Origin of the sequence: Shimwellia blattae DSM 4481 = NBRC 105725, assembly GCF_000262305.1 — a bacterium.
GTDB lineage: Bacteria > Pseudomonadota > Gammaproteobacteria > Enterobacterales > Enterobacteriaceae > Shimwellia > Shimwellia blattae.
This window is the reverse complement of record NC_017910.1, coordinates 445,171-467,572: the sequence shown is the minus strand read 5'-3', so window position 1 is coordinate 467,572 and position 22,402 is coordinate 445,171. Positions and strand designations below refer to the sequence as shown.

Below are 22,402 nucleotides of genomic sequence, written 5' to 3'. Positions count from 1 at the left end.
GAAAAGGCCGCCTCCGGGCGGCTTTTCGTTCACCTTGAGTGGTGAGCGGTTGTTAAAAGTGGTATAACAAGTCACGACCCCTCGCCTTATCCGGAACCAGGAGCCACTTATGGAAATCACGGAATCCCGCCGCCTGTACCAGCAACTCGCCGCTGAGCTTAAAGATCGTATTGAAAGCGGCAGCTACCCGGTGGGGGAAAAATTACCGGCAGAGCGTTTTATCGCTGAAGAGAAGAACGTCAGCCGTACGGTAGTTCGTGAAGCCATCATCATGCTGGAAGTGGAAGGCTATGTTGAGGTGCGCAAAGGCTCCGGTATCCACGTTATTTCAAACCTCGCAAAACACCACCAGCCCCATAACGACGCCATGGAGTTCGCCAACTACGGCCCCTTTGAGCTGTTACAGGCGCGCCAGTTAATCGAGAGCAATATCGCGGAGTTTGCCGCCACCCAGGTAACCAAGCAGGACATTATCAAACTGCTGGAAATCCAGGATAAAGCCCGGAACGAAGAGTGTTTTCGCGATTCCGAATGGGATCTGCAGTTCCATGTTCAGGTCGCACTGGCGACCCAGAACACGGCGCTGGCGGCCATTGTGGAAAAAATGTGGACCCAGCGCGCCCATAACCCGTACTGGAAAAAACTGCATGAGCACATCGATGAGCGCACAGTCGATCACTGGTGTGAAGATCATGACCGTATCCTCAAGGCCCTTATTCGCAAAGATCCCCATGCTGCGAAACTGGCGATGTGGCAGCACCTTGAGAACACCAAAATCATGCTGTTTAACGAAACCACCGACGATTTTGAATTCAACGCGGACCGCTACCTGTTTGCGGAGAATCCCGTTGTGCATCTGGACACCGCCGCGAACAGCATCAAGTAACACCCGGCCGGGGGTAAGCAAACCATGTGTTGTGTCAGCCTTTGTAAAACCCCTCGCCTCCACCTCCTCCCTCGGCAACAATCTCATCGTAATTACGCGCAATAATACTGACGTTTATTAGCGCGCTTTGTTACAATCAGAAGCATTTGCTCGCTAAAGTAAGCGCGCTGCGCGGAAACGTTTCACGCCAGATTGCCCCCACATGGAATAGTGACGTTAGTAAGACCCTGACAACAGGTCGCCATTCACACCGGCTGCCTGCGTTATTTGTCCGCTCTGATGCGGGTATGTTGTTTGTTACGCCAGGATTAATGAATGGAACTTTTATCTCAACTGCTGAATGCATTATGGAGTCAGGATTTTGACACTCTTGCTAATCCGTCGATGATTGGCATGCTCTATTTCGTCCTGTTCATGATTCTGTTTCTGGAAAACGGTCTGCTGCCTGCGGCATTTTTACCCGGCGACAGCCTGCTGATTCTGGTCGGTGTTCTGATAGCCAAAGACGCGATGGACTACGTGCCCACCATCATGCTGCTGACCGCAGCCGCCAGCCTGGGATGCTGGCTCAGCTATATTCAGGGCCGCTGGCTGGGGAACACCAGGATCGTACAAAACTGGCTCTCCCATCTGCCTGCCCATTACCACCAGCGCTCACACCATCTCTTTCATAAACACGGGCTTTCAGCACTCCTGATCGCGCGGTTTATTGCGTTTGTACGTACACTTCTGCCCACCATCGCCGGGATCTCCGGCCTGAATAATATGCGCTTTCAGTTTTTTAACTGGATGAGCGGCCTGCTGTGGGTGCTGATACTCACCTCTCTGGGCTACCTGCTGGGCAACACGCCGGTCTTTCATAAGTACGAAGACGCGCTGATGTCCTGCCTGATGCTGCTGCCGGTCGTGTTACTGGTTATCGGCCTGGTGGGCTCTCTGGTGGTGGTCTGGAAGAAAAAGTACCGTAACAACCGGGGTTAACGTTTGAACTATCATGAGTAACAGATTTTTATTACGTCACCTGACCTGGTTATTCCTGTGCCTGGCGATTGCCGTGGCGATGTGGTCGGTGTTGCAGCACAAAGAGGCAACCCTGGAGATCCGCGCCACCCAGAGTGGTGTCGCCACACCGGATGGTTTTTTTGTCTGGCACCATCTCAATGCCAACGGCATCGCTTTTAAAAGCATCACGCCACACAAAGACGCGCTGCTGATAAAGTTTGACTCCGCACAACAAAGCAATGAAGCCAGAGCGGTGCTGCTGCGCTCCCTGCCCCAGGGCTACGTGATTGCCCAGGATGATAATGCCAACTTTGCTGACCGCCTGCTCTCCCGCCTTAAGCCGGAGTCCCGCCACCTGGGGTAGCGCTACGTGAATCCTCTGATTTGCGCAATTTCACGTTGGGTTTTCACCACTTACTGACTATGCTTTTACTTTGCTGGCACGTATCTGGCATCACCGGATACGTGCCCGATACTGATAATAACTTTGGCTGATGGATATTTTCTGATGAATTACCGCACAGTATTTGCTCTTGCGCTTCTCACACTGACCACCACCGCGCAGGCGATGTCACTTTGCAGTGAGAAAGAGCAGAACATTCAACGGGAAATTGGTTACGCGGAAAAACATAATAACCAGAGCCGGATAAACGGCCTGAAAAACGCACTGAAAGAAGTGCAAAAAAACTGTACAGATGAAAAACTAAAGTCCAGCCATCAGAAAGCGATCGCACAGAAGCGCCAGGAGATCGCCGAAAGAAAACACGACCTTGCCCAGGCCCGCAAGAGCGGCGATCCGGCAAAGATAGCAAAGCGAGAGCAGAAACTGGCTGAAGAAGAGCACGAACTGAAAACGTTAATGGCTCGTGATTACTGAGTAAATGGATCCCCCTCAACTATCCGGAGAACATTATGTCTAAAGATGCTTCAGAACAACTGCGTGCCGAGCTGAAATCGCTGGCAGACACCCTGGAAGAAGTGCTGAGCTCCTCCAGTGAAAAATCCAAAGATGAAGTGGAAAGGCTGCGCGACAAAGCGCAACGGGCCCTGAAAGAAAGCCGTGCCCGCCTGACCGAAACAGGCGACGCGATTGCCCGCCAGACCCGCGAGGCCGCCACCCGCGCCGATGACTATGTACATGAAAAACCCTGGGCCGGTGTCGGTATCGGTGCCGCAGTGGGCCTGGTGCTGGGTGTATTACTGACCCGCCGCTAAACATGGCTGACTCCCGCATACCCCAGGGGCCGGGGAAAAGCGTCCTGAATACCGGCCAGCGCATCTTAACGCTGCTGGTCGGTATTGCTGAAACCCGCCTGAGACTGGCTATCGTTGAGCTCGAAGAAGAGAAATCGCGCCTGTTCCGGCTGTTGCTCGCCACCGGGCTCACGTTACTGTTCACCGCTTTTGGCTTAATGAGCCTGCTGGTAATGATTATCTGGGCAGTCGATCCGCAGTACCGCCTGCAGGTGCTCATCTGGACAACGGCAATTCTCTTTGTCCTTGCCATTGCCGGTGGGCTGTGGACCCTTTCCGCGGCGAAGCGCTCAACACTGCTGTTTCACTCCCGCCAGGAGCTGAAAAAAGACCGCGACCTGCTGGAAGACGATCAATGAGTACCCGCCAGCAACGCGCAGCACAGAAAGCCAGCCTGCTGGAGGAGATCCACCAGCAGCGGCGCGCGCTACACCACAGCAGCCAGGAGTGGCTTGCCGCCACAGCCCCGCTCGACAGGGGCTGGCTCCGCATACAGCACCTGCAAACCTGGCTGGTTGCCGGCAGTAGCCTGATGGCCCTGTGGGGAGTACGCCATCCCCGCTTTCTGGGACGAACCGTAAAGCGCGGTATCGGGCTGTGGAGCAGCTGGCGGCTTATCCGTAAAGCCCTGCGCCTTACCCGCCGTTAATCCGCCGCCCGGTCGTCCCGGGCTGCGGCCATTTATGCTATATCACTCAATGTCAGTTATTTTGAAGAAAATTGACAGTTTTTCTCGCTAACAATCCCCGCCGGATAATCCTACTATGCACTTCATCGAAGGGCATTGCCGCCAGCTTACTGAAATTGCTGAGGCATTCCTGAAAAACACACGTATATTTCACAGGGTTTTCTGGAGCGGAAAATGAAAAAATTCGAAGATGTTGGCATTCTGATCGCACGTATTCTGATGCCGGTACTGTTTATCGTGGCAGGCTGGGGCAAAATCACCGCTTATAGCGGCACCCAGCAATATATGGAATCCATGGGTGTTCCCGGGTTCTTCCTGCCCCTGACTATCCTGCTGGAGTTTGGCGGCGGACTGGGCATCCTGTTTGGTTTCCTGACCCGGACGACCGCTATCATTACCGCACTGTTTACGCTGCTGACTGCGTTTTTGTTCCACGATAACTTCGCAGACGCAACGAACCAGATTATGTTTATGAAAAACCTGACCATCGCCGGTGGCTACCTGCTGCTGTTCCTGACAGGCCCGGGCCGCTTCAGCCTGGACCGGGTACTGAACAAAAACTGGTAACCGGCCACACGGGCAGTCACGCAGGTATATACTCAGTCATACTGTGAGCGGGCACTTTCCCGCTCACGTTGTCTCTGGTTGCAGGAGGGGAAAATGGGCTTACTGGTCGATGGTGTCTGGCAGGACACCTGGTACGATACCAAATCAACAGGCGGGCGTTTTCAGCGCTCTGCGGCGGCATTTCGCAACTGGCTGACAGCAGACGGCAGCACCGGTCCCGGTGGCGAGCCGGGCTTTATCGCTGAGAAGAACCGCTACCATCTGTATGTTTCCCTGGCCTGCCCCTGGGCCCACCGCACGCTGATTGTCCGGCAGTTAAAAGGGCTGGAGTCGCTGGTTTCCGTTTCGGTGGTGCACCCGCTGATGCTGGAGCACGGCTGGACCTTCGCCACAGACTTCCCCGGCGCCACCGGCGACAGCCTCTACCACCTCGACTATCTGTATCAGATCTACCTGAAAGCCGATCCGCACTACAGTGGCCGGGTGACCGTACCGGTCCTGTGGGATAAGCAAAACCAGACCATTGTCAGCAATGAGTCTTCAGAAATTATCCGCATGTTTAATACCGCTTTTGATCATCTTGGCGCCCGCCCGGGGAATTTTTACCCCGGTGAATTGCGCGACCAGATTGATGAGTTAAACGGCTGGATCTATGACACGGTCAACAACGGGGTATACAAAGCCGGGTTCGCCACCACCCAGGAAGCCTACAGCGACGCGGTAAACCAGGTATTCCGCTCTCTGGAGCGGCTTGAAACGATCCTGTCCCATCGCCGTTACCTTACCGGCGATCAGCTCACCGAGGCGGACATCCGCCTGTGGACCACCCTGGTACGCTTTGACCCGGTCTACGTTACCCACTTTAAGTGTGACTGGCAGAGGATAAGCGACTATCCGAACCTGTATGGCTTCCTGCGCGACATTTACCAGATGCCCGGCATCGCCGGTACGGTGAATTTCGACCATATCCGCAACCACTATTTCCGCAGCCATAAAACCATCAACCCGACGGGGATTATCTCCATCGGACCGCGCCAGGATCTGACTGCCCCCCACGGGCGCGACCGGCAGTACGCCTGACCATAAACAGCAGCGCCGCTTCCTGCGGCCTGCTGTATAAAACCTTGCCTGTTCATCGTTTACCTCATCCGTTTTCCCGGCTACGCTTGCTATAATCAGCAGACCGTCAAGTGGCTGGCGGGAAAATGAAACTGAGGCAGGATGACAAATGGACTGGTATCTGAAAGTAATACGAAATTATCTTGGGTTTAGTGGCCGGGCCCGGCGCAAAGAATACTGGATGTTTATTCTGGTTAACCTGATCCTCAGTGCGGTTCTGGGGATCATTGACAATATCACCGGGATGAAAATCTCTGGCGACCAACCCTTACTGACAACACTCTACGGGCTCTTTATTTTTCTCCCTTACTGGGCTGTGCTGTTCCGCCGCCTGCACGATACCGACCGCTCCGCATGGTGGTTATTACTGCTGATTATCCCGGTGGTTGGCTGGCTGATTATCTTTGTGTTCAGCTGCCAGGCGGGCACCTCAGGGGATAACCGCTACGGCCCGAGCCCGAAAGACTACGCTTACTAGCCCTGACCCCGCCTTGCGGGGTTTTCAGTTTGCCATGGCGCTTTTCAGTTGCTTCGGGATCTCGCGCAGGCACCATGACTTCGCCTCGCCCATGCTGTCCCGCCGCCAGGCCATAATAATGTCGATCTCCATGGTCGCCTCCGGGCTCACTACCCGCAGGCGCCCCTCTTCAATATCTTTTTCCACCATCGGATAAGGCATGGTCCCCATCCCCAGCCCCTGCAACAGCGCCCGGCGCTTATCTTCCAGGGTGCTGACCGTCAGGCGCGGTTGCTTATCCAGCAGCGATACGGTCACCGCCGGGCGCTCCCGGGCAGTATCCGCCACGGCTATCCCGCGATATTTAACCCGGGTGGCATCTGCCAGCGGCTCAGGCTCCTGGTGGATCGGGTGATCCGGCGCCGCCACATAGACACTCAGCACTTTATACAGCTTGCGGGAGTTTATCTCCGACGAGGAGCGAAAATGCAGATCCGGGGCTATCACAATATCGGCTTTGCCCTGCTCCAGGCTCTCCCAGGCACCGGCCAGCACCTCGGTCAGAATCGAGAGCTGGGTATTGGCTTTTTCCGCCAGTTTCCCCACCAGCGGATACAGCGACACGCTGGGCACAATCGCCTCGGTCACGATGGTCAGATGGGTTTCCCAGCCCCGGGCCAGCGCTTCGGCATCCACGGTGAGCTTGTCTGCGGCTTCCAGCAGCACACGCCCGCGCTCCAGGATCATCCGCCCGACGTTAGTAAATTTGGTTCTGTGGCCGGAGCGATCAAACAGCACCACATCCAGCTCTTCTTCCAGCTTTTGCATGGTATAGCTCAGCGCGGAAGGTACCCGTCCCAGTTCATCAGCAGCGGCAGCAAAACTTCCCCGGCGATCAATAGCATCCATAACGCGCAACGCTTCCAGCGTTAAAGCTCGCTCTTTAGACATGGTTTTCTCATTCAGGAATTTTGAACATACCCAGCAGATTAACTGGCTAACAATACAGCGTCCAGCGTTTTAACATGGACCCATGCAAAGAGAGGTTAATTATGATCACGCCAAGAACAGTCAAACAGTGTGGGCAAGCTGACTATGGATGGCTGAAGGCTCGTTATACCTTTTCTTTTGGCCACTATTTTGACCCGAAATTATTACGCTATGCCTCCCTGCGGGCGCTGAACCAGGAAGTGCTGGCCCCTGGCGCCAGTTTCCAGCCGCGCACCTATCCGAAGGTGGATATTCTCAACCTGGTGCTGGATGGCGAAGCAGAATACCGCAACAGCGACGGGGACCACATTCAGGCCCGCGCCGGTGAAGCCGTGCTGATAGCCACCCGTGAAGGGGTAAGCTACTGCGAGCAGAACATCAGTAAAGACCGGGAACTGACCCGCCTGCAACTCTGGCTGGACGCCTGCCCGGATCGGGAAAACCCGCCGGTACAGAAAATCCTGCTCAGTGAGGGTTGCCACCAGCTCCTGGCCTCCCCGGATGGCGAAGCAGACAGCCTGATCCTGCGCCAGCAGGTATGGATCCACCATATCGAACTGAACCAGGGCGAGCAGATGCGTTTTCACCTGCACGGGCCGCGGGCTTATCTGCAATCGATTCACGGCTCGGTACATGCCACTGCCCAGTCGGCACAAAAAACAGCCCTGACCTGTGGCGATGGCGCTTTTATTAGTGATGAAGCTAACATTACCCTGGTTGCCGATTCGCCTTTGCGCGCTTTACTGATAGATTTACCGGTGTAAATACACAAATCAGCTAAAAGGAGCGAGCTGTGGGTAAGAAAGTAAGCCGCAAGAAACGTACCGTGAAACCCGCCGGGCAGTTAAAGACAACGGCATCCGGTACTCTGATGTCAGCCACACCGGTGATAACCCCCGGGGCTGATGAGCTCAGCATAGAGCAAATGATGAACGAGCTGGAGGCCATTATTCAGGAGGCCAGCACCAGCAAAAAGCACCCGTCCATCGCCTGATCCCACCACGCCACCGCCAGCCCACGCTGGCGGTTTTTGTTTCCCCGTCAGACGATACGATCAGGCTGCCACGGCGTTGCCGGGCGTTCAGAAATTTTGCGGCAGTGGAACGATTTATTCTGCCCCGCATAGCGGAACAGGTACTCGTCGGTCGCATTGAGGTGAATAAACACATCCCCGTTGGTAAACCGGACAAACTCCAGATCACCGTGGCGGGTGTGTCCTGCCCCTACCGCAAAATGTTTACCCCACTGTTCAGAGGCATGGTTATAGCGATGCAGGGTGATCTCCACATTGCCGCGCTGCGGGCAGACAAGTTTCAGATCTGTTGATTCAAAGTTAAGTGCATGTGCAGCAACAGGGAGAGATAAAAAGGTAAGTAGAAATAATCTGATAATCATTAGAGTAGGCGCCGTAGTGACTTTATGCCGCCTGTTTAACCGCTAATGCCGGTCTGAGAATTGCGCGTCATCAATACCCCAGGAATAATCTCACTCCCAGCATAAAAAATGTGAACCCGGTCATTTATAAACACGAAATAATGACAAATCACATTAAATCAGCGAAATAAGTTAGTTACGCAATTAGTTATTTCAGCTGTCAACCTGTTTGCCGCGTTTAATGGTTGCGCGCTAAACCTTCCCGCCCGGATAAAAATAACCGGCAGAAATCCCTCAGAACGTCGTCTGAAGAGTGGCAGAAGAACAGGGAGTGCAGAGGGTTTTTCACAAAAAGCAAAACCCCGCCGGAGCGGGGTTTTTTAAAGAGTTGAAGCTGACCGGTAAGCCGGGTTCTGTCGTGGACAATCATTCATCTAGGCCAGCAATCGCTCACTGGCTCAAGCAGCCTACCCGGGTTCAGTACGGGCCGTACCTTATGAACCCCTATTTGGCCTTGCTCCGGGTGGAGTTTACCGTGCCGCGAACTGTTACCAGCCGCGCGGTGCGCTCTTACCGCACCCTTTCACCCTTACCTGATCCCGCTTGCGCGGGCCATCGGCGGTTTGCTCTCTGTTGCACTGGTCGTGGGCTTGCGCCCCCCAGGCGTTACCTGGCACCCTGCCCTGTGGAGCCCGGACTTTCCTCCCCTCCGCCTGTCTCCCCCCGAAGAGGGACGACGACGAAGCGGCGATTGTCTGGTCAGCTTCGGCGCGCAGTATAGTGGGTTTCCCCCCAGCTGTCACGCCTGATGGCCCAATTACTTAGTGACTTCGCACTTCGCCAGCTTCTCGTAATAGCACGCCAGCGCACTGTGGTCCGCCGTCCCCAGGCCATCGGCCCGCAGCGCCTGCATCATCTCCATTACGGCGGCCGTCAGCGGTAACTGCGCGCCCACACCGTGAGAGGTATCCAGCGCATTAGCCAGATCCTTAATGTGCAGATCAATACGGAAGCCCGGCTTAAAGTTCCGCTCCATCACCATCGGCGCTTTCGCATCCAGCACGGTGCTGCCCGCCAGGCCGCCGCGAATAGCCTGATACACCAGATCCGGGTTAACACCGGCTTTGGTTGCCAGCACCAGCGCTTCCGACATGGCGGCAATATTCAGGGCCACAATCACCTGGTTTGCCAGTTTCGTTACGTTACCGGCCCCGATCTCCCCGGTGTGCACCACGGAGCCCGCCATCGCTTTCATCAGCGGGTAGTATTTATCGAATACCGCTTTATCGCCCCCCACCATGACAGACAAGGTGCCATCAATCGCCTTCGGTTCACCACCGCTCACCGGCGCATCCAGCATATCCACGCCTTTCGCCTTCAGCGCTTCGCTGATTTCGCGGCTCGCCAGTGGCGCAATAGAGCTCATATCAATCAGCGTCAGGCCCGGTTTCGCCCCGCAGATAATGCCGTTCTCACCCAGGGCCACTTCTTTTACCTGTGGGGAGTTTGGCAGCATGGTAATAATCACATCGCACTGCTGCGCAATCGCTTCTGGCGTAGCCAGCGCCTGGGCTCCGGCCCCGGTAAGCTCAGCCACTGACTGGGAATTGCGATCCAGCACCACCAGTGAGTAACCGGCCTTGATCAGGTTTTTGCTCATCGGCTTGCCCATGATCCCAAGACCAATAAAGCCCACTTTCATTGTCATAGCCTGTTCCTTTATCAATGCAGTTGAAGATTACTTTTTAAACTGGTCACACAGTTTCTGCGTGGCAGTGCGGAAAATCCCCAGGTCGCTGCCCACGGCCACAAAGGTGGCCCCCCATTCCAGATAGCGGCGCGCATCGGCCTCTACCGGCGCCAGGATCCCGGAGGGCTTACCGTGCGCTTTGGCCCGGGCAAAAATATGCTGAATGCACTGCTGCACGTCAGGATGAGAAGGGTTGCCAAGGTAGCCCAGCGCGGCAGAAAGATCCCCCGGGCCAACAAATATCCCGTCAACCCCGTCAGTCGCGGCAATGGCATCAATATTGTCAACGCCCTGCTGGCTCTCGATTTGTACCAGCACGGTAATGTTGTCATTCACCTTCTGGAAATAGTCCGGCACGGTGCCATAGCAGTTGCTGCGGTGCGACACGGACACGCCGCGGATCCCCCGGGGCGGATACATAACCGAAGCCACCGCCCGCCGGGCATCTTCCGCGCTCTCCACAAACGGGATCAGGAAGTTATAAAAACCGATATCCAGCATACGCTTAATAATAATCGGCTCATTGGTGGGCACCCGGACAACCGGCGCACTGTGGCTGCCGCTCAGCGCCATCAGTTGCGGCACAAAGGTGGTTAAATCGTTCGGGGCGTGCTCGCCATCCAGCACAATCCAGTCAAACCCGGCCAGCCCCAGTACCTCTGTTGAAATCGGGTTGGCCAGGGCAGACCAGCAGCCGATCTGTGTGTGGCGGGCACCAAGCGCTGCCTTAAACTTATTGGGAAATACGTTGTTATTCATCATATTAACCTTAGATTTCCTCTTATTGACCGGCCATTAATGCGCAAACGTACCGGTAACCCTGGAGACAGAAATAAAACATTATTATTTCCCGGTATCTTTTAATAGCCATGAATCAATATTGACTCACCGGCAATAACTGCGACCCTTTATAATAATGTTTAAATAATGTTTTATTTACTGCCCCGCTTATTTTGTCCGGTAGAAATTATAATAAGCCACCGGACATCTGGCATTGTGCACATGCACAATAATAAACGTAAAAACAACTAATTTTATCATCATACGCCCACTTTTATGGGCTCTGGTGCACAGTTCACTCATCCACCGGCCCGGTGACCAAAGAGGCAGGCAGATAAGCCGATCTTTGTCACACTTTTATTTTTTACCGGCTGACATTATTTCGCCAGACCGGAACACACCCGGGGAATAATAATCAGCGCAATTTCATTAATGATTCCCGCAGAGAAATATCTGGAGAATACTGGACAATGGCTAATATCGACATCCGACAGGACTCACCCGCAGCGTTTTATATTAAAGTTCACGATACCGACAATGTGGCGATCATCGTTAATGATAACGGCCTGAAAGCGGGCACGCGTTTTCCGGATGGCCTCACGCTGACCGAACACATTCCCCAGGGGCACAAAGTCGCCCTGGAGGCTATCCCGGCCCGGGGCAACATTGTGCGCTACGGTGAGATTATTGGCTATGCGGTGCGGGATATCCCACGCGGCGCCTGGATAGATGAATCGCTGGTGGAGCTGCCGGTAGCGCCCCCGCTGGAAACCCTGCCCCTGGCAACCCGGGTGCCGGAGCCGCTCCCCCCCTTAGAAGGCTATACCTTTGAAGGTTACCGCAACGCAGACGGCAGCGTCGGCACTAAAAATCTGCTGGGGATCACCACCAGCGTACATTGCGTGGCCGGGGTCGTGGACTACGTGATCCGGATAATTGAGCGCGACCTGCTGCCTGACTACCCCAATGTCGACGGGGTGGTGGGCCTGAATCACTTATACGGTTGCGGTGTTGCCATTAACGCACCGGCAGCCGTGGTGCCCATCCGCACGATTCATAATATTGCGCTCAACCCTAACTTCGGCGGGGAAGTAATGGTGATTGGCCTGGGCTGTGAAAAGCTACAGCCAGAACGGCTGTTAAAGGGCACCGACGATATACAACCCATAGCACCAGATTCAGCCAGCATTGTGCGCCTGCAGGATGAGCACCATGTGGGCTTTCGCGCCATGGTGGAGGATATTCTGCATGTGGCCCGCCGCCACCTGGAAAAACTCAACGCCCGGCAACGCGAGACCTGCCCGGCCTCTGAACTGGTGGTCGGCATGCAGTGCGGCGGTAGTGATGCGTTCTCCGGCGTAACGGCCAACCCGGCGGTGGGCTACGCCTCTGATCTGCTGGTGCGCTGCGGGGCCACGGTGATGTTTTCTGAAGTCACTGAAGTACGGGACGCTATCCACCTGCTGACCCCGCGCGCCATTGATGAAAGCGTGGGTAAGCGCCTGCTGGAAGAGATGGCCTGGTACGATAACTATCTCGACATGGGAAAAACGGACCGCAGCGCCAACCCCTCCCCGGGGAATAAAAAAGGCGGCCTGGCTAACGTGGTGGAAAAAGCGCTCGGCTCGATTGCCAAATCCGGCAAGAGCGCCATTGTGGAGGTGCTCTCCCCGGGCCAGCGCCCGACAAAACGCGGCCTTATCTTTGCAGCCACCCCGGCCAGCGATTTTGTCTGCGGCACCCAGCAACTGGCCTCCGGCATTACGGTGCAGGTCTTTACCACCGGTCGCGGCACCCCTTATGGTCTGGCTGCCGTACCGGTCATTAAAATGGCCACCCGCACGGAGCTGGCCAACCGCTGGTTTGACTTAATGGACATCAACGCCGGCACCATCGCCACCGGCGAAGAGAGCATTGAAGATGTGGGCCTGAAGTTATTTGAATTTATCCTGGATGTGGCCAGCGGGCGCAAAAAAACCTTCTCGGATCGGTGGGGGCTGCATAACCAGCTGGCCGTCTTTAACCCGGCACCGGTTACCTGATCCACACCGGAGATCACCGCAGGCCCACACACCCTGCGGTGGTTTGTGCATTATTTTTCAATGACCCGCCACATCCCGCCTTTGTGCGCCCCTACCCGCTCCAGGCAGCCTTTTTGCCTGAGTATACGAATGTAACGCTCAACGGTGCGCGGGCTGACCTTCAGCAAAGGGGCCAGCGCGACGGCCTGAATCCGGGGCTGCTGTCGGAAAATATCCAGCATTTTCTGTTCCGTCGCCGTCAGTTGCAGCGGCATTTCTTCCGACATTTCTTCCGACATTTCTTCCGACATTTCTTCCGACATTTCTTCCGGCATCGCGCCACCTGTATCTGATGCCGCAGCAATACCTTCACGTAATGCGCTGATTAGATTGCCGAGCATAAACTCCACAAACGGCGTGCAGTCCCCGGCCTGATCACACTGACTAAGCACATGGTAATAGCGCGTTTGCTGATAGTGGATCAACGTCTCTACGGGTAGCCAGGCCATCTCCGGGCGCCAGCGGCTCAGGATCAGCGTTTGCCATAGCCTGCCCATCCTGCCATTGCCGTCAGTAAAAGGATGGATAAACTCAAATTCGTAGTGAAAGATACAGCTGGCAACCAGAGGATGCAGACTGGTGGTTTCCAGCCACTGAAGTAATGACGCAATCAGGCGGGGAACCTGAGAGGCTGGCGGTGCCATATGCACCAGATGCTGACCGCGATAAATTCCCACATCACGGGTCCTGATTTTGCCCGGCTCATCCACCAGGCCCGCCATCAATAACCTGTGGGCCGTTAAGACATCACGCAAGCGCCAGGGTTGCCAGCGCGGAAGGCTGTCATAAGCGGCAATCGCATTACGCACCTCCTGAATATCCTTTACGGGAGCGACAACCCGCTTCCCCTCCATAATGGCCGTAATCTGATGGGGCTCCAGAGAGTTATGCTCTATTGCCAGGGAGGCATGTATAGTCCGGATGCGGTTTTCCTTACGCAACAGCGGAGATGCCCGGCCGGACTGCACAGACCAGATCCCCAGCAATTCGCCAAACTCAGCCACCTGATTAATCACGTTTTCGGTTACCGTAAACGGCGGCTGATAGCGGCTCACAGGATCAGCTCCCCTGCTGCTCAAGGGCATATTTATAGAGGGCGTTTTTCTTCACCCCGTGGATCTCTGCCGCCAGCGCCGCCGCTTTTTTCAGGGGCAGCTCCGCCTGCAATAACGCCAGGGTGCGCAGCGCATCTGCGGGCAGGGTCTCCTCCTGCGCTTTAAACCCCTCCACGATAAGCACCATCTCCCCCTTGCGGCGGTTCTCATCTTCTTTAACCCACGCAAGAAGCTCCGCCACCGGTGCCCCGTAAATCGACTCCCAGGTTTTTGTCAGCTCGCGGGCCAGCACCACATAACGCTCGCCCCCCAGCACCGCTTCAATATCCGCCAGGCTGTCCAGCAGACGGTGGGTGGACTCATAGAAAATCAGCGTACGCGGCTCCTGCTCCAGGGATTTTAAGGTATCGCAGCGGCTTTTTGATTTGGCCGGTAAGAACCCCTCATAGCAGAAGCGGTCAGACGGCAGCCCCGCAGCGCTGAGTGCGGTGATCGCCGCACAGGCCCCGGGGAGCGGAACCACGTTAATCCCGGCGTCGCGGCAGGTGCGCACCAGGTGGTAACCGGGATCGTTAATCAGCGGGGTGCCCGCATCGGACACCAGAGCGATACTCTGGCCTTCCCGGATCTTCGCCAGCAGGGTCTGTGCTTTTTGCTGTTCATTATGGTCATGCAGGGCAAAAAGCCGGGCGCTGATCGCAAAATGCTGCAGAAGTATGCCGGTGTGTCTGGTATCTTCTGCTGCAATAAGATCAACGGATTGCAATACAGACAATGCCCGTTGGGTGATATCACCCAGATTACCGATCGGGGTTGGAACGATGTAAAGCGTGCTGGGAGATATCACCACCGAATCGAGTTGTTTCATTGTTTCATCCGTATTGCCGATTTAAAATTAAACACATGTAAAAAATAACACTGGATACAGTATGGTACCGTCAAACTTTTCACGTTCTAAAGCCGGGCGCTGCGTGCCTGTTTTACTGGCAGCGCTTGTATTTGCCGGCTGCGGCACCCGTACCACAGACGAAAGCGCCACCCACCTGCAGGGGCAGGCGCAGGCGAACTCCGGCTACTACCTGCAACAGATGCAGCAGGCCACGAATGATACCAAGACCACCTGGCAATTACTCGCCATTCGTGCATTGCTGGGTGAAGGGAAAACCCAGCAGGCGGTCACCCTGTTCCGGCAACTCCCCGGCCAGCTCACCGCTGAACAACAGCAGGAAGCCGCCCTGCTCAATGCCGAATTAACACAGGCTCAGGGCGATCGGCCCACTGCAGCGGCAATGCTGGCGAAGATAAGCCCCCAAAACCTGAGTACCGCCCAGCAGCGGCGCTACTGGCAGGCACAGGTTAACGTCACTGAGGGCAAGCCCACCCTGGATCACCTGCGGGCGCTGATCGCCCTGGAGCCAATGCTGCCGGCAGCAGAACAGCAAAAAAACCACGACGCCACCTGGCACACCCTTGCCCGGATGACCCAGCAGCAGGCCCAGGCGCTGGTTATCAATGCGGATGAAAATACCCTGCAGGGATGGCTGGATCTGCAACACACCTGGTTTATCAACCGCAACGATCCGGCCATGATGAAAGCCGCCATTAAAGACTGGCAAACCCGCTACCCGCAAAACCCGGGGGCAAAACTGCTGCCAACCCAGCTTGCCAGTGTGCAGAGCTTTAAACCGGCCTCCACCACACAGATTGCGCTGCTGCTGCCCCTAAGCGGCCAGGCGGCCGTTTTTGGCCAGACCATAGAGCAGGGCTTTATGGCCGCACGCAGCGGTAACCTGAGCCCCCAGCCGGTAAGCACCGCAGACGACACCACCGATCCGCAGCAACACGCCCAGGCCAGCAACATCACCCAGCTGACCAGTAACGACGATGGCGTTGTCAGCCCGTCTGCCGCGTCAGTCTCTGATCTGACCGGTGAACAGCCAGACACAGCCCCGCAGGCAGCCCCTGTCCAGCGCGCCGTCACGCCGCAGGTCAGCGTGGCCGGTAGCGAGACCAGCCAGCCAGCGCCTGCCCCGGTGGCCCCCGCCCCTGCCCCTGCCGGCCCGGTGGCAAATGTGAAAGTGTACGATACCAACAGCCAGCCCCTGAACCAGATAATCGAACAGGCCCGGCTGGATGGCGCATCGCTTATCGTGGGCCCGTTACTGAAAAACCAGGTTGAGCAGCTTATCGCCAGCAACACCCCGCTGAACGTGCTGGCCCTGAACCAGCCGGGCAAAATCGAAAACCGCCCGAATATCTGCTACTTCGCCTTATCCCCGGAAGATGAAGCCCGCAACGCTGCGGATCGTATCTGGCAGGCCGGTCAGCGCAGCCCGCTTATCCTCGCGCCCCACGGCGATCTGGGTAATCGCGTGGCGGAAGCCTTCACCCGGGAGTGGGTACAACTGGGGGGCGGCACAGTACGCCAGCAGCGCTTTGGCAGCGTAGCTGAACTGCGCGGCGCCATTAACAGCGGTGCCGGTATCGCCCTGAGCGGTACGCCGGTCTCCCTGTCCGGCACCAGCAGCCCGGTATATGGGGCAACCAGCGGCGATGATGGCGCCGTGGATGCCGCCTATATTGTGGCAACCCAGCCGGAAGTGGCACTGCTCAAACCGATGATTGCCATGCGCACCGGCAGCCGCAGTAACGCCGTGCTGTATGCCAGCTCCCGCAGCTCACAAAGACGCACCGGTGCGGATTTCCGCCTGGAAATGGAAGGGCTGCAATACAGCGAAATTCCGTTACTGGCCGGGGAGAACCCGGGCCTGATGCAGCAAGTGCTGAGCACCACCCGCCATGACTATAACCGGGCGCGTCTGTACGCCATGGGGGCCGATGCCTGGACCCTGGCAAACAACTTCGCCCAGATGCGCCAGGTGCCGGGGTTCCACATTCGCGGTAATACCGGCGAATTAAGCGCCGACGCGAATTGCGTTATTGACCGGAAGCTGACATGGCTGCGTTACCAGAGTGGGCAGATAATCTCCGCCATGTAGGCCGCCGCCAGCAAGGCGCGGATTACGAACAGCGTGCCCGCCGCTGGCTGGAACGCCAGGGGCTGGCGTTTGTTGCCGCCAATGTATCCGGCCGCCGGGGTGAGATTGATCTGATTATGCGCCAGGGGGGAACGCTGGTTTTTGTGGAAGTTCGCTACCGCAAGAGCAATGCCTTCGGCGGCGCCGCTGCCAGCGTGACCCCGGTTAAACAGCGCAAATTATTACACACCGCCAGTCTGTGGCTTGCCCGTCACAATGGGAGCTTTGAGACTGTGGATTGTCGATTTGATGTGGTAGCCTTCACCGGTGACGACATTGAATGGTTAACCAATGCGTTTTCATCAGAGAGACACTGCTAGCCTGCCTGGCGGTTAATTTTAAGGATTACCGTGCTCGATAGAATTAAAGCCTGCTTTACAGAAAGCATTCAGACCCAGATAGCCGCAGCAGAGGCATTACCCGATGCCATCTCACGCGCGGCCGTAACCCTGGTGCACTCCCTGCTGAACGGCAATAAGATTCTCAGCTGCGGGAATGGCACCTCCGCCGCCAATGCCCAGCATTTCGCGGCCAGCATGATCAACCGGTTCGAAACTGAACGGCCGGGTTTACCCGCGATTGCGCTCAGCGCTGATAATGTCGTGCTCACGGCAATTTCCAACGACCGCCTGCACGAAGAGATTTACGCCAAACAGGTGCGCGCGCTGGGCCAGGCAGGCGATGTTCTGCTGGCCATCTCTACCCGCGGCAACAGCCGCGATATTGTAAAAGCCGTAGAGGCTGCCGTTACCCGCGATATGACGATCGTTGCCTTAACCGGCTACGATGGCGGAGAACTGGCCGGGTTACTCGGCCCCCAGGACGTCGAAATTCGTATTCCGTCGCATCGCAGCGCCCGTATTCAGGAAATGCACATGCTGACCGTAAATTGCCTGTGTGACCTGATAGACAACACACTTTTTCCACATCAGGACGATTAAAGGAGTACTTATGAAGGCAACCAGGCCACTGGCAGTCGTTGCAACCGCACTGCTCCTTCAGGGGTGTATCGCCACGGCTGTAGTCGGTAGTGCTGCTGTAGCCACCAAAACAGCCACCGATCCACGCACCGTCGGCACCCAGGTGGATGACGGCACGCTGGAGCTGCGGGTAAACAAAAACCTGTCAAAAGACGAACAGCTGAAAAAAGAGGCGCGTATTAACGTGACCGCTTATCAGGGTAAAGTGCTGCTGACAGGCCAGGCCCCCACCAGCGAACTGGCCGCCCACGCGAAACAGATTGCCGTCGGTACTGAGGGCGTCGCCGAGGTGTATAACGAAATCCGCCAGGGCTCACCCATTAGCCTGGGTGTCGCCTCCGGGGATACCTGGATCACCACCAAAATCCGCTCCCAGCTGCTGGCAAGCGATCAGGTCAAATCCTCAAACGTGAAGGTCACCACCGAAAATGGCGAGGTGTTCCTGCTGGGGCTGGTCACCCAGGCCGAGGGGAAAGCGGCAGCCGACACGGCCAGCCGGGTCAGCGGGGTGAAACACGTCACGACCGCATTTACCTATATCAAGTAATTTCCCCGTTCCCCTCAATCGCGGATACCAGCCCGGTATCCGCTTTTTTACCGGCTACTCCTGCTCACTCAGCGCCAGCGCCCGTAACTGGCTGTTACTGAGGATTTTTACCGGTTCAGCAGGCGGGTGCAGCGCACTAAGCAGCATCGCCCTGGCAACATCCCGGGCGGGTATTGAGCGCCAGCGATCCGGCAGTATGCCAAATAACGGCGCCATGACCGACTCATTCAGCCGTGGTTTTCCCCTCTCTCCCAGTAACATGGAGGGGCGGCACAGCGTCAGCTGCGGCCAGCCCTGGGCTATCAGCCCCCGCTCCATCTGGCCTTTGACTTTATTGTAGAAAAACAGCGAATGCGGGTTCGCCCCCATGGCGCTGACCACAATCATCTGGCGGGCGCCTAGCCTCAGCCCGGCCTGCCCCGTTTCCAGCACCAGGGTGTAATCTGCCTGGACAAACGCCTCCTTACTGCCGGACTCACGCCGGGTCGTGCCCAGGCAGCAGAATACCGTATCCACCGGCTCCTGAAGCCGGTTCAGGGAGTCCAGCAACTGGGGATCCACCGCATTGACCACGCCGGGTTGAATCTCCAGCGGGCGGCGGGTGGGGGCATAAATCGTGGTGATATCAGGGGCGATGACCAGCTGGCGCAGCAGATCGCTTCCCACCAGCCCGGTGGCACCGGTGATCAGTACATTACTCATAGATATGTTCCATTACGGAGGGGGTTATTCTCCACCCCGCTCCCAGAAAAGTTTCTTCCCGAATCCGAGGGTGTTATCGGTAAATTTTAGTTCATCAAAGCGGATTTCCCAGACCGGCGCAGGCATCGCCAGCGCCACCGGAAAACGGCGGCAGTAGCGGGCCCGTGGCTCCCGGGCTTCTTCCCCTTCCAGCAGGCGCAGCTCACCGCAAAACTGCACCCCGCGGATCAGCGCCACGGTTTTATTCTGCCCGCTCACCGTGCCCGCCACCGGGCAACAGCTGCCCGCCATCTGGCCGTGGCGCGAGCCGGGATCCGTTAACAGATACAGCGCCACCCGCTGAGGATCGTAAACATAGAAGGCATTCGCGCACCAGGGGTGGCTATCCCGGGCAACACAGTAGGTCACCACATGTTGTTTGCTGAGCCAGCGACTGATCGCGGCAAGGGAGTCACTCATCACATCCACCTTTCAGACACCATGCCCGGAGGGTAACCCCTTTGCGGCCGTGCCACCAGCGGCGCAACATGGTAAGGTGGCGCAATATTTTGTGCAGGCCCGCCCCATGACACCCTGGTTTTTATATATCATTCGCAGCCCCGATAACGCCCTGTATACCGGTATCACCACCGATGTTCCCCGCCGTTTTAAGCAGCATCAGTCCGGCAAGGGGGCCAAAGCGCTGCGCGGCAAAACCGGCCTGCAACTGGTCTTCAGCACCGAAGCGGGCGATCACGGCCAGGCGCTGCGCCTGGAATACCGGGTAAAACAGCTAAAGAAAAGCCAGAAGGAGCAACTGGTAGCGGGGGAGATCGCGTTTGAAGATCTGTTTACCGGTCTTCAAACGCGGGATCTTACAGGCGGTTAAAGTGGTCGGCGTATTCCACCAGGCCGTGAACCCCTTCCAGGGCATCATCCGCCAGGCGGTGTACCTGGAAGGCCGTCTCCGTGCCCGGCCAGCGGCAGTGTAAATCGTAGCGTGCGGCCGGTTCAAAGCCCAGGCGCCCGTACAGGGCCGGATCCCCGAGGGTGACCACCGCCGCATAGCCAAACTCATTCAGCGAATCCAGCCCGTCGTAGATAAGCTGGCGCGCCAGCCCCTGGCCACGCCAGGCTTCATCCACCGCGACCGGTGCCAGACCCACCCACTGCAGATCTTCCCCTTCCACGCTCACCGGGCTGAAAGCGGCGTATCCCACCACCTGGCCTTCGTCGTCGGTGGCGACCACCCCCAGGGTAAGCAGCCCGTCTTCACGCAGGTCGTGAACCAGGCGGGCTTCTCCTTCTCCGGGAAATGCACGGCGCAGCAGCGCATCGATCCCCGGTGCGTCGATCGGAATTTCTACACGAATTAGCATGGTTCACCTATCGAATGTTCACGCGTGGCGGACTCACTCTTCAGCCCCGCCTCAACAAATTCAGCCAGTTGCAGCAGCAGGACGCGCAGCGGTTTTGGCATCGCATCCAGCTCTATGGCATCCATTAAGTTTTTCACATACAGCCCAAGCTCCGTATCCCCCTCGATAACCAGCCGGCGCTGGAAAAAGAGCGTGTCCGGATCCTGCTTACGGGCGGCGATCAGTAACAGATCGTTCGCATCAGCCCGGAAGCTGACATCAGCCTGCGCCTGTTCGCGCACCACCAGCCTGCCCTCCTGAACGGAGGTAAACCACTCCAGGCCGATATCGCGCACCGCAATGCTCAGCCAGCGGCCTTCCAGAAAGTCGAGATCGCCATCTTCCAGCGCCTGGCGGAACTGCCAGCCAAGAACCTGCTCCAGAACCTGACGCTTCAGAGCAAAGGGCGCCAGCCGGACGGGGGTTTTAATCAGTGACGGGCCCAGACGGACAAGACGCGAACGCAGTTTATCTAACACGTACTTTACTCCCTGAAATAGATAATCCTCGATATTGTGCCACAGACATGGTGCCGCCAGCTGGCTCAAAATCAACAATTGGCGAACTTAACGGCACGGGGTCATCCTGTGCTTTTCAGAGTACCAATACGCCATTAGCTGCCCCAAATCAAAAATTGCCATCAACTGGTTAATTAAAATCGCGGTTCGTTAACAATTACGCTGGCCTGCCAGGTCATGGTACAGCACGGGCGCCTGCCCGGATAACCAGGAAAAATTATGGAGCTGCTTTGCCCCGCCGGTAACCTGCCGGCCCTGAAGGCTGCCATCGAAAATGGCGCCGATGCGGTCTACATTGGCCTGAAAGATGACACCAATGCGCGCCACTTTGCCGGGCTGAATTTCACTGAAAAAAAACTACTCGAAGCGGTGGATTTCGTCCATAAGCATCGTCGCAAATTACACATCGCCATTAATACTTTCGCCCACCCGGATGGCTACCAGCGCTGGCAGCGCGCCGTGGATATGGCCGCACAGCTGGGCGCGGATGCCCTGATCCTTGCGGACCTGGCCATGCTGGAGTACGCCGCTGAAAAGTACCCGCATATTGAACGTCATGTGTCGGTACAGGCCTCCGCCACCAATGAAGAGGCTATCCGCTTCTATCAGCGCCATTTCGACGTGGCGCGCATAGTGCTGCCCCGGGTGCTCTCTATCCACCAGGTTAAACAACTGGCCCGGGTCACCCCTGTGCCGCTGGAAGTGTTTGCCTTTGGCAGCCTGTGTATCATGGCGGAAGGGCGCTGCTACCTTTCTTCCTACCTGACTGGTGAATCCCCCAATACGGTGGGTGCCTGCTCCCCGGCCCGCTTTGTGCGCTGGCAGCAGACCCCCCAGGGGCTGGAATCCCGCCTGAACGATGTGCTTATCGACCGCTATAAAGACGGTGAAAACGCCGGTTACCCGACCCTGTGCAAAGGGCGCTACCTGGTGGACTCCCGCCCCTATCACGCCCTGGAAGAGCCCACCAGCCTGAATACCCTGGAGCTGCTGCCGGAGCTTCTGGCGGCGAATATTGCCTCGGTGAAAATTGAAGGGCGCCAGCGCAGCCCGGCTTATGTCAGCCAGGTGGCCAAAGTGTGGCGCCAGGCCATTGACCGCTGTATTGCCGATCCGGCCAGCTACAGCCCGCAAAGCGCCTGGATGGAGGCCCTGGGCTCCATGGCAGAAGGCACCCAGACTACCCTCGGTGCTTATCACCGGAAATGGCAATAATC

General features: G+C 56.8%; 29 protein-coding genes and 1 other RNA gene. 19 read left to right on the top strand and 11 right to left on the bottom strand.

The features are described from left to right. Window positions 1-109: 109 nt before the first annotated feature. The 10 genes from exuR (at window position 110) to EBL_RS02185 (ending at window position 5,994) form a co-directional block, all read left to right on the top strand. Window positions 110-886: a transcriptional regulator ExuR gene (exuR, locus tag EBL_RS02230; RefSeq protein WP_002441894.1), complete on the top strand. Its 777-nt coding sequence runs from the start codon at window positions 110-112 to the stop codon at window positions 884-886. A gap of 315 nt (window positions 887-1,201) precedes the next feature. Next, window positions 1,202-1,867, top strand: a complete 666-nt coding sequence (gene yqjA, locus EBL_RS02225; protein WP_002441896.1) for a DedA family general envelope maintenance protein YqjA — start codon at window positions 1,202-1,204, stop codon at window positions 1,865-1,867. A gap of 13 nt (window positions 1,868-1,880) precedes the next feature. Next, window positions 1,881-2,252 (top strand): EnvZ/OmpR regulon moderator MzrA, encoded by a 372-nt coding sequence (gene mzrA, locus EBL_RS02220; protein WP_002441898.1) that lies wholly within the window; start codon window positions 1,881-1,883, stop codon window positions 2,250-2,252. 144 nt (window positions 2,253-2,396) lie between these two features. Continuing rightward, a complete protein-coding gene (locus tag EBL_RS02215; RefSeq protein WP_002441900.1) occupies window positions 2,397-2,765 on the top strand; it encodes a DUF1090 domain-containing protein in 369 nt (122 codons plus the stop codon). 35 nt (window positions 2,766-2,800) lie between these two features. After that, window positions 2,801-3,103 (top strand): ElaB/YgaM/YqjD family protein, encoded by a 303-nt coding sequence (locus EBL_RS02210; protein WP_002441903.1) that lies wholly within the window; start codon window positions 2,801-2,803, stop codon window positions 3,101-3,103. Between the two features lie 2 nt (window positions 3,104-3,105). Beyond that, window positions 3,106-3,501, top strand: coding sequence for a phage holin family protein (locus tag EBL_RS02205; RefSeq protein ID WP_002441905.1), 396 nt, complete (start codon window positions 3,106-3,108; stop codon window positions 3,499-3,501). Continuing rightward, the gene (locus tag EBL_RS02200; protein WP_002441907.1) at window positions 3,498-3,791 is read left to right on the top strand and encodes a YqjK-like family protein; all 294 of its coding nucleotides are present in this window, start codon (window positions 3,498-3,500) and stop codon (window positions 3,789-3,791) included. Before EBL_RS02205 ends, EBL_RS02200 begins: the two co-directional genes overlap by 4 nt. 213 nt (window positions 3,792-4,004) lie before the next feature. After that, window positions 4,005-4,397 (top strand): DoxX family protein, encoded by a 393-nt coding sequence (locus EBL_RS02195; RefSeq protein ID WP_002441909.1) that lies wholly within the window; start codon window positions 4,005-4,007, stop codon window positions 4,395-4,397. Between the two features lie 93 nt (window positions 4,398-4,490). Continuing rightward, window positions 4,491-5,477, top strand: coding sequence for a glutathione S-transferase family protein (locus EBL_RS02190; RefSeq protein WP_002441911.1), 987 nt, complete (start codon window positions 4,491-4,493; stop codon window positions 5,475-5,477). Between the two features lie 148 nt (window positions 5,478-5,625). Then, a complete protein-coding gene (locus EBL_RS02185; RefSeq protein WP_002441912.1) occupies window positions 5,626-5,994 on the top strand; it encodes a DUF805 domain-containing protein in 369 nt (122 codons plus the stop codon). 24 nt (window positions 5,995-6,018) lie between these two features. Here EBL_RS02185 and EBL_RS02180 read toward each other — a convergent pair whose 3' ends face one another. Next, window positions 6,019-6,924 (bottom strand): LysR family transcriptional regulator, encoded by a 906-nt coding sequence (locus EBL_RS02180; RefSeq protein ID WP_002441915.1) that lies wholly within the window; start codon window positions 6,922-6,924, stop codon window positions 6,019-6,021. Window positions 6,925-7,025: 101 nt separating this feature from the next. Here EBL_RS02180 and EBL_RS02175 point away from each other — a divergent pair, with 101 nt between their 5' ends. Next, window positions 7,026-7,727, top strand: coding sequence for a pirin family protein (locus tag EBL_RS02175; RefSeq protein WP_002441916.1), 702 nt, complete (start codon window positions 7,026-7,028; stop codon window positions 7,725-7,727). A 29-nt stretch (window positions 7,728-7,756) separates the two neighbouring features. Then, window positions 7,757-7,957: a hypothetical protein gene (locus EBL_RS02170; protein WP_002441918.1), complete on the top strand. Its 201-nt coding sequence runs from the start codon at window positions 7,757-7,759 to the stop codon at window positions 7,955-7,957. A 47-nt stretch (window positions 7,958-8,004) separates the two neighbouring features. On the opposite strand, the gene EBL_RS02165 is transcribed toward EBL_RS02170, so the two are convergent. The 4 genes from EBL_RS02165 to garL all read right to left on the bottom strand — a co-directional run bounded on the left by EBL_RS02165 (window position 8,005) and on the right by garL (window position 10,846). Continuing rightward, window positions 8,005-8,358, bottom strand: coding sequence for a hypothetical protein (locus EBL_RS02165; RefSeq protein ID WP_002441920.1), 354 nt, complete (start codon window positions 8,356-8,358; stop codon window positions 8,005-8,007). 365 nt (window positions 8,359-8,723) lie between these two features. Next, window positions 8,724-9,104: RNase P RNA component class A (gene rnpB / locus EBL_RS19510), an RNA gene on the bottom strand. A 50-nt stretch (window positions 9,105-9,154) separates the two neighbouring features. Then, window positions 9,155-10,045 (bottom strand): 2-hydroxy-3-oxopropionate reductase, encoded by an 891-nt coding sequence (garR, locus tag EBL_RS02155; protein ID WP_002441923.1) that lies wholly within the window; start codon window positions 10,043-10,045, stop codon window positions 9,155-9,157. A gap of 30 nt (window positions 10,046-10,075) precedes the next feature. Then, window positions 10,076-10,846 (bottom strand): 2-dehydro-3-deoxyglucarate aldolase, encoded by a 771-nt coding sequence (gene garL / locus EBL_RS02150; RefSeq protein ID WP_034920330.1) that lies wholly within the window; start codon window positions 10,844-10,846, stop codon window positions 10,076-10,078. 491 nt (window positions 10,847-11,337) lie between these two features. On the opposite strand from garL, the gene garD reads away from it, so the two are divergent. Then, window positions 11,338-12,909: a galactarate dehydratase gene (gene garD / locus EBL_RS02145; protein WP_002441926.1), complete on the top strand. Its 1,572-nt coding sequence runs from the start codon at window positions 11,338-11,340 to the stop codon at window positions 12,907-12,909. A 50-nt stretch (window positions 12,910-12,959) separates the two neighbouring features. Here garD and EBL_RS02140 read toward each other — a convergent pair whose 3' ends face one another. Beyond that, window positions 12,960-14,003, bottom strand: a complete 1,044-nt coding sequence (locus EBL_RS02140) for a Fic family protein (protein WP_002441929.1) — start codon at window positions 14,001-14,003, stop codon at window positions 12,960-12,962. A 4-nt stretch (window positions 14,004-14,007) separates the two neighbouring features. Beyond that, window positions 14,008-14,871, bottom strand: coding sequence for a 16S rRNA (cytidine(1402)-2'-O)-methyltransferase (gene rsmI / locus EBL_RS02135; RefSeq protein ID WP_002441930.1), 864 nt, complete (start codon window positions 14,869-14,871; stop codon window positions 14,008-14,010). Between the two features lie 61 nt (window positions 14,872-14,932). Between rsmI and EBL_RS02130 the strand changes: the two genes are divergently transcribed. The 4 genes from EBL_RS02130 to dolP are packed head-to-tail and all read left to right on the top strand — an operon-like array spanning window position 14,933 to window position 18,568. Further along, on the top strand, window positions 14,933-17,002 hold the full coding sequence (locus EBL_RS02130) for a penicillin-binding protein activator (RefSeq protein WP_002441932.1): 2,070 nt from the start codon (window positions 14,933-14,935) through the stop codon (window positions 17,000-17,002). Next, complete coding sequence (locus EBL_RS02125) at window positions 16,960-17,361, top strand: YraN family protein (RefSeq protein ID WP_002441934.1); 402 nt, start codon at window positions 16,960-16,962, stop codon at window positions 17,359-17,361. Before EBL_RS02130 ends, EBL_RS02125 begins: the two co-directional genes overlap by 43 nt. 30 nt (window positions 17,362-17,391) lie before the next feature. Beyond that, on the top strand, window positions 17,392-17,982 hold the full coding sequence (gene diaA / locus EBL_RS02120) for a DnaA initiator-associating protein DiaA (RefSeq protein ID WP_002441936.1): 591 nt from the start codon (window positions 17,392-17,394) through the stop codon (window positions 17,980-17,982). Between the two features lie 10 nt (window positions 17,983-17,992). Continuing rightward, window positions 17,993-18,568 carry a division/outer membrane stress-associated lipid-binding lipoprotein gene (dolP, locus tag EBL_RS02115; protein WP_002441938.1) on the top strand — a complete coding sequence of 192 codons (576 nt, stop codon included), beginning with the start codon at window positions 17,993-17,995 and terminating at the stop codon, window positions 18,566-18,568. 54 nt (window positions 18,569-18,622) lie between these two features. Here dolP and EBL_RS02110 read toward each other — a convergent pair whose 3' ends face one another. Both EBL_RS02110 and EBL_RS02105 read right to left on the bottom strand, forming a co-directional pair. Then, entirely contained in the window at window positions 18,623-19,270 is a 648-nt protein-coding gene (locus EBL_RS02110) for an NAD-dependent epimerase/dehydratase family protein (RefSeq protein ID WP_002441940.1), read from the bottom strand. 24 nt (window positions 19,271-19,294) lie between these two features. Next, window positions 19,295-19,729: a YhbP family protein gene (locus tag EBL_RS02105; protein WP_002441942.1), complete on the bottom strand. Its 435-nt coding sequence runs from the start codon at window positions 19,727-19,729 to the stop codon at window positions 19,295-19,297. Between the two features lie 106 nt (window positions 19,730-19,835). On the opposite strand from EBL_RS02105, the gene EBL_RS02100 reads away from it, so the two are divergent. After that, on the top strand, window positions 19,836-20,138 hold the full coding sequence (locus tag EBL_RS02100; protein WP_002441944.1) for a GIY-YIG nuclease family protein: 303 nt from the start codon (window positions 19,836-19,838) through the stop codon (window positions 20,136-20,138). Here EBL_RS02100 and EBL_RS02095 read toward each other — a convergent pair. Together EBL_RS02095 and ubiT are read right to left on the bottom strand one after the other, a co-directional pair. Then, window positions 20,125-20,628, bottom strand: coding sequence for a GNAT family N-acetyltransferase (locus EBL_RS02095; RefSeq protein WP_002441946.1), 504 nt, complete (start codon window positions 20,626-20,628; stop codon window positions 20,125-20,127). The two genes, EBL_RS02100 and EBL_RS02095, sit on opposite strands and share 14 nt — an antisense overlap. Next, complete coding sequence (gene ubiT, locus EBL_RS02090; protein ID WP_002441948.1) at window positions 20,622-21,146, bottom strand: ubiquinone anaerobic biosynthesis accessory factor UbiT; 525 nt, start codon at window positions 21,144-21,146, stop codon at window positions 20,622-20,624. Before ubiT ends, EBL_RS02095 begins: the two co-directional genes overlap by 7 nt. A 258-nt stretch (window positions 21,147-21,404) precedes the next feature. Between ubiT and ubiU the strand changes: the two genes are divergently transcribed. Next, complete coding sequence (ubiU, locus tag EBL_RS02085) at window positions 21,405-22,400, top strand: ubiquinone anaerobic biosynthesis protein UbiU (protein ID WP_002441950.1); 996 nt, start codon at window positions 21,405-21,407, stop codon at window positions 22,398-22,400. The last annotated feature ends 2 nt before the right edge of the window (window positions 22,401-22,402 follow it).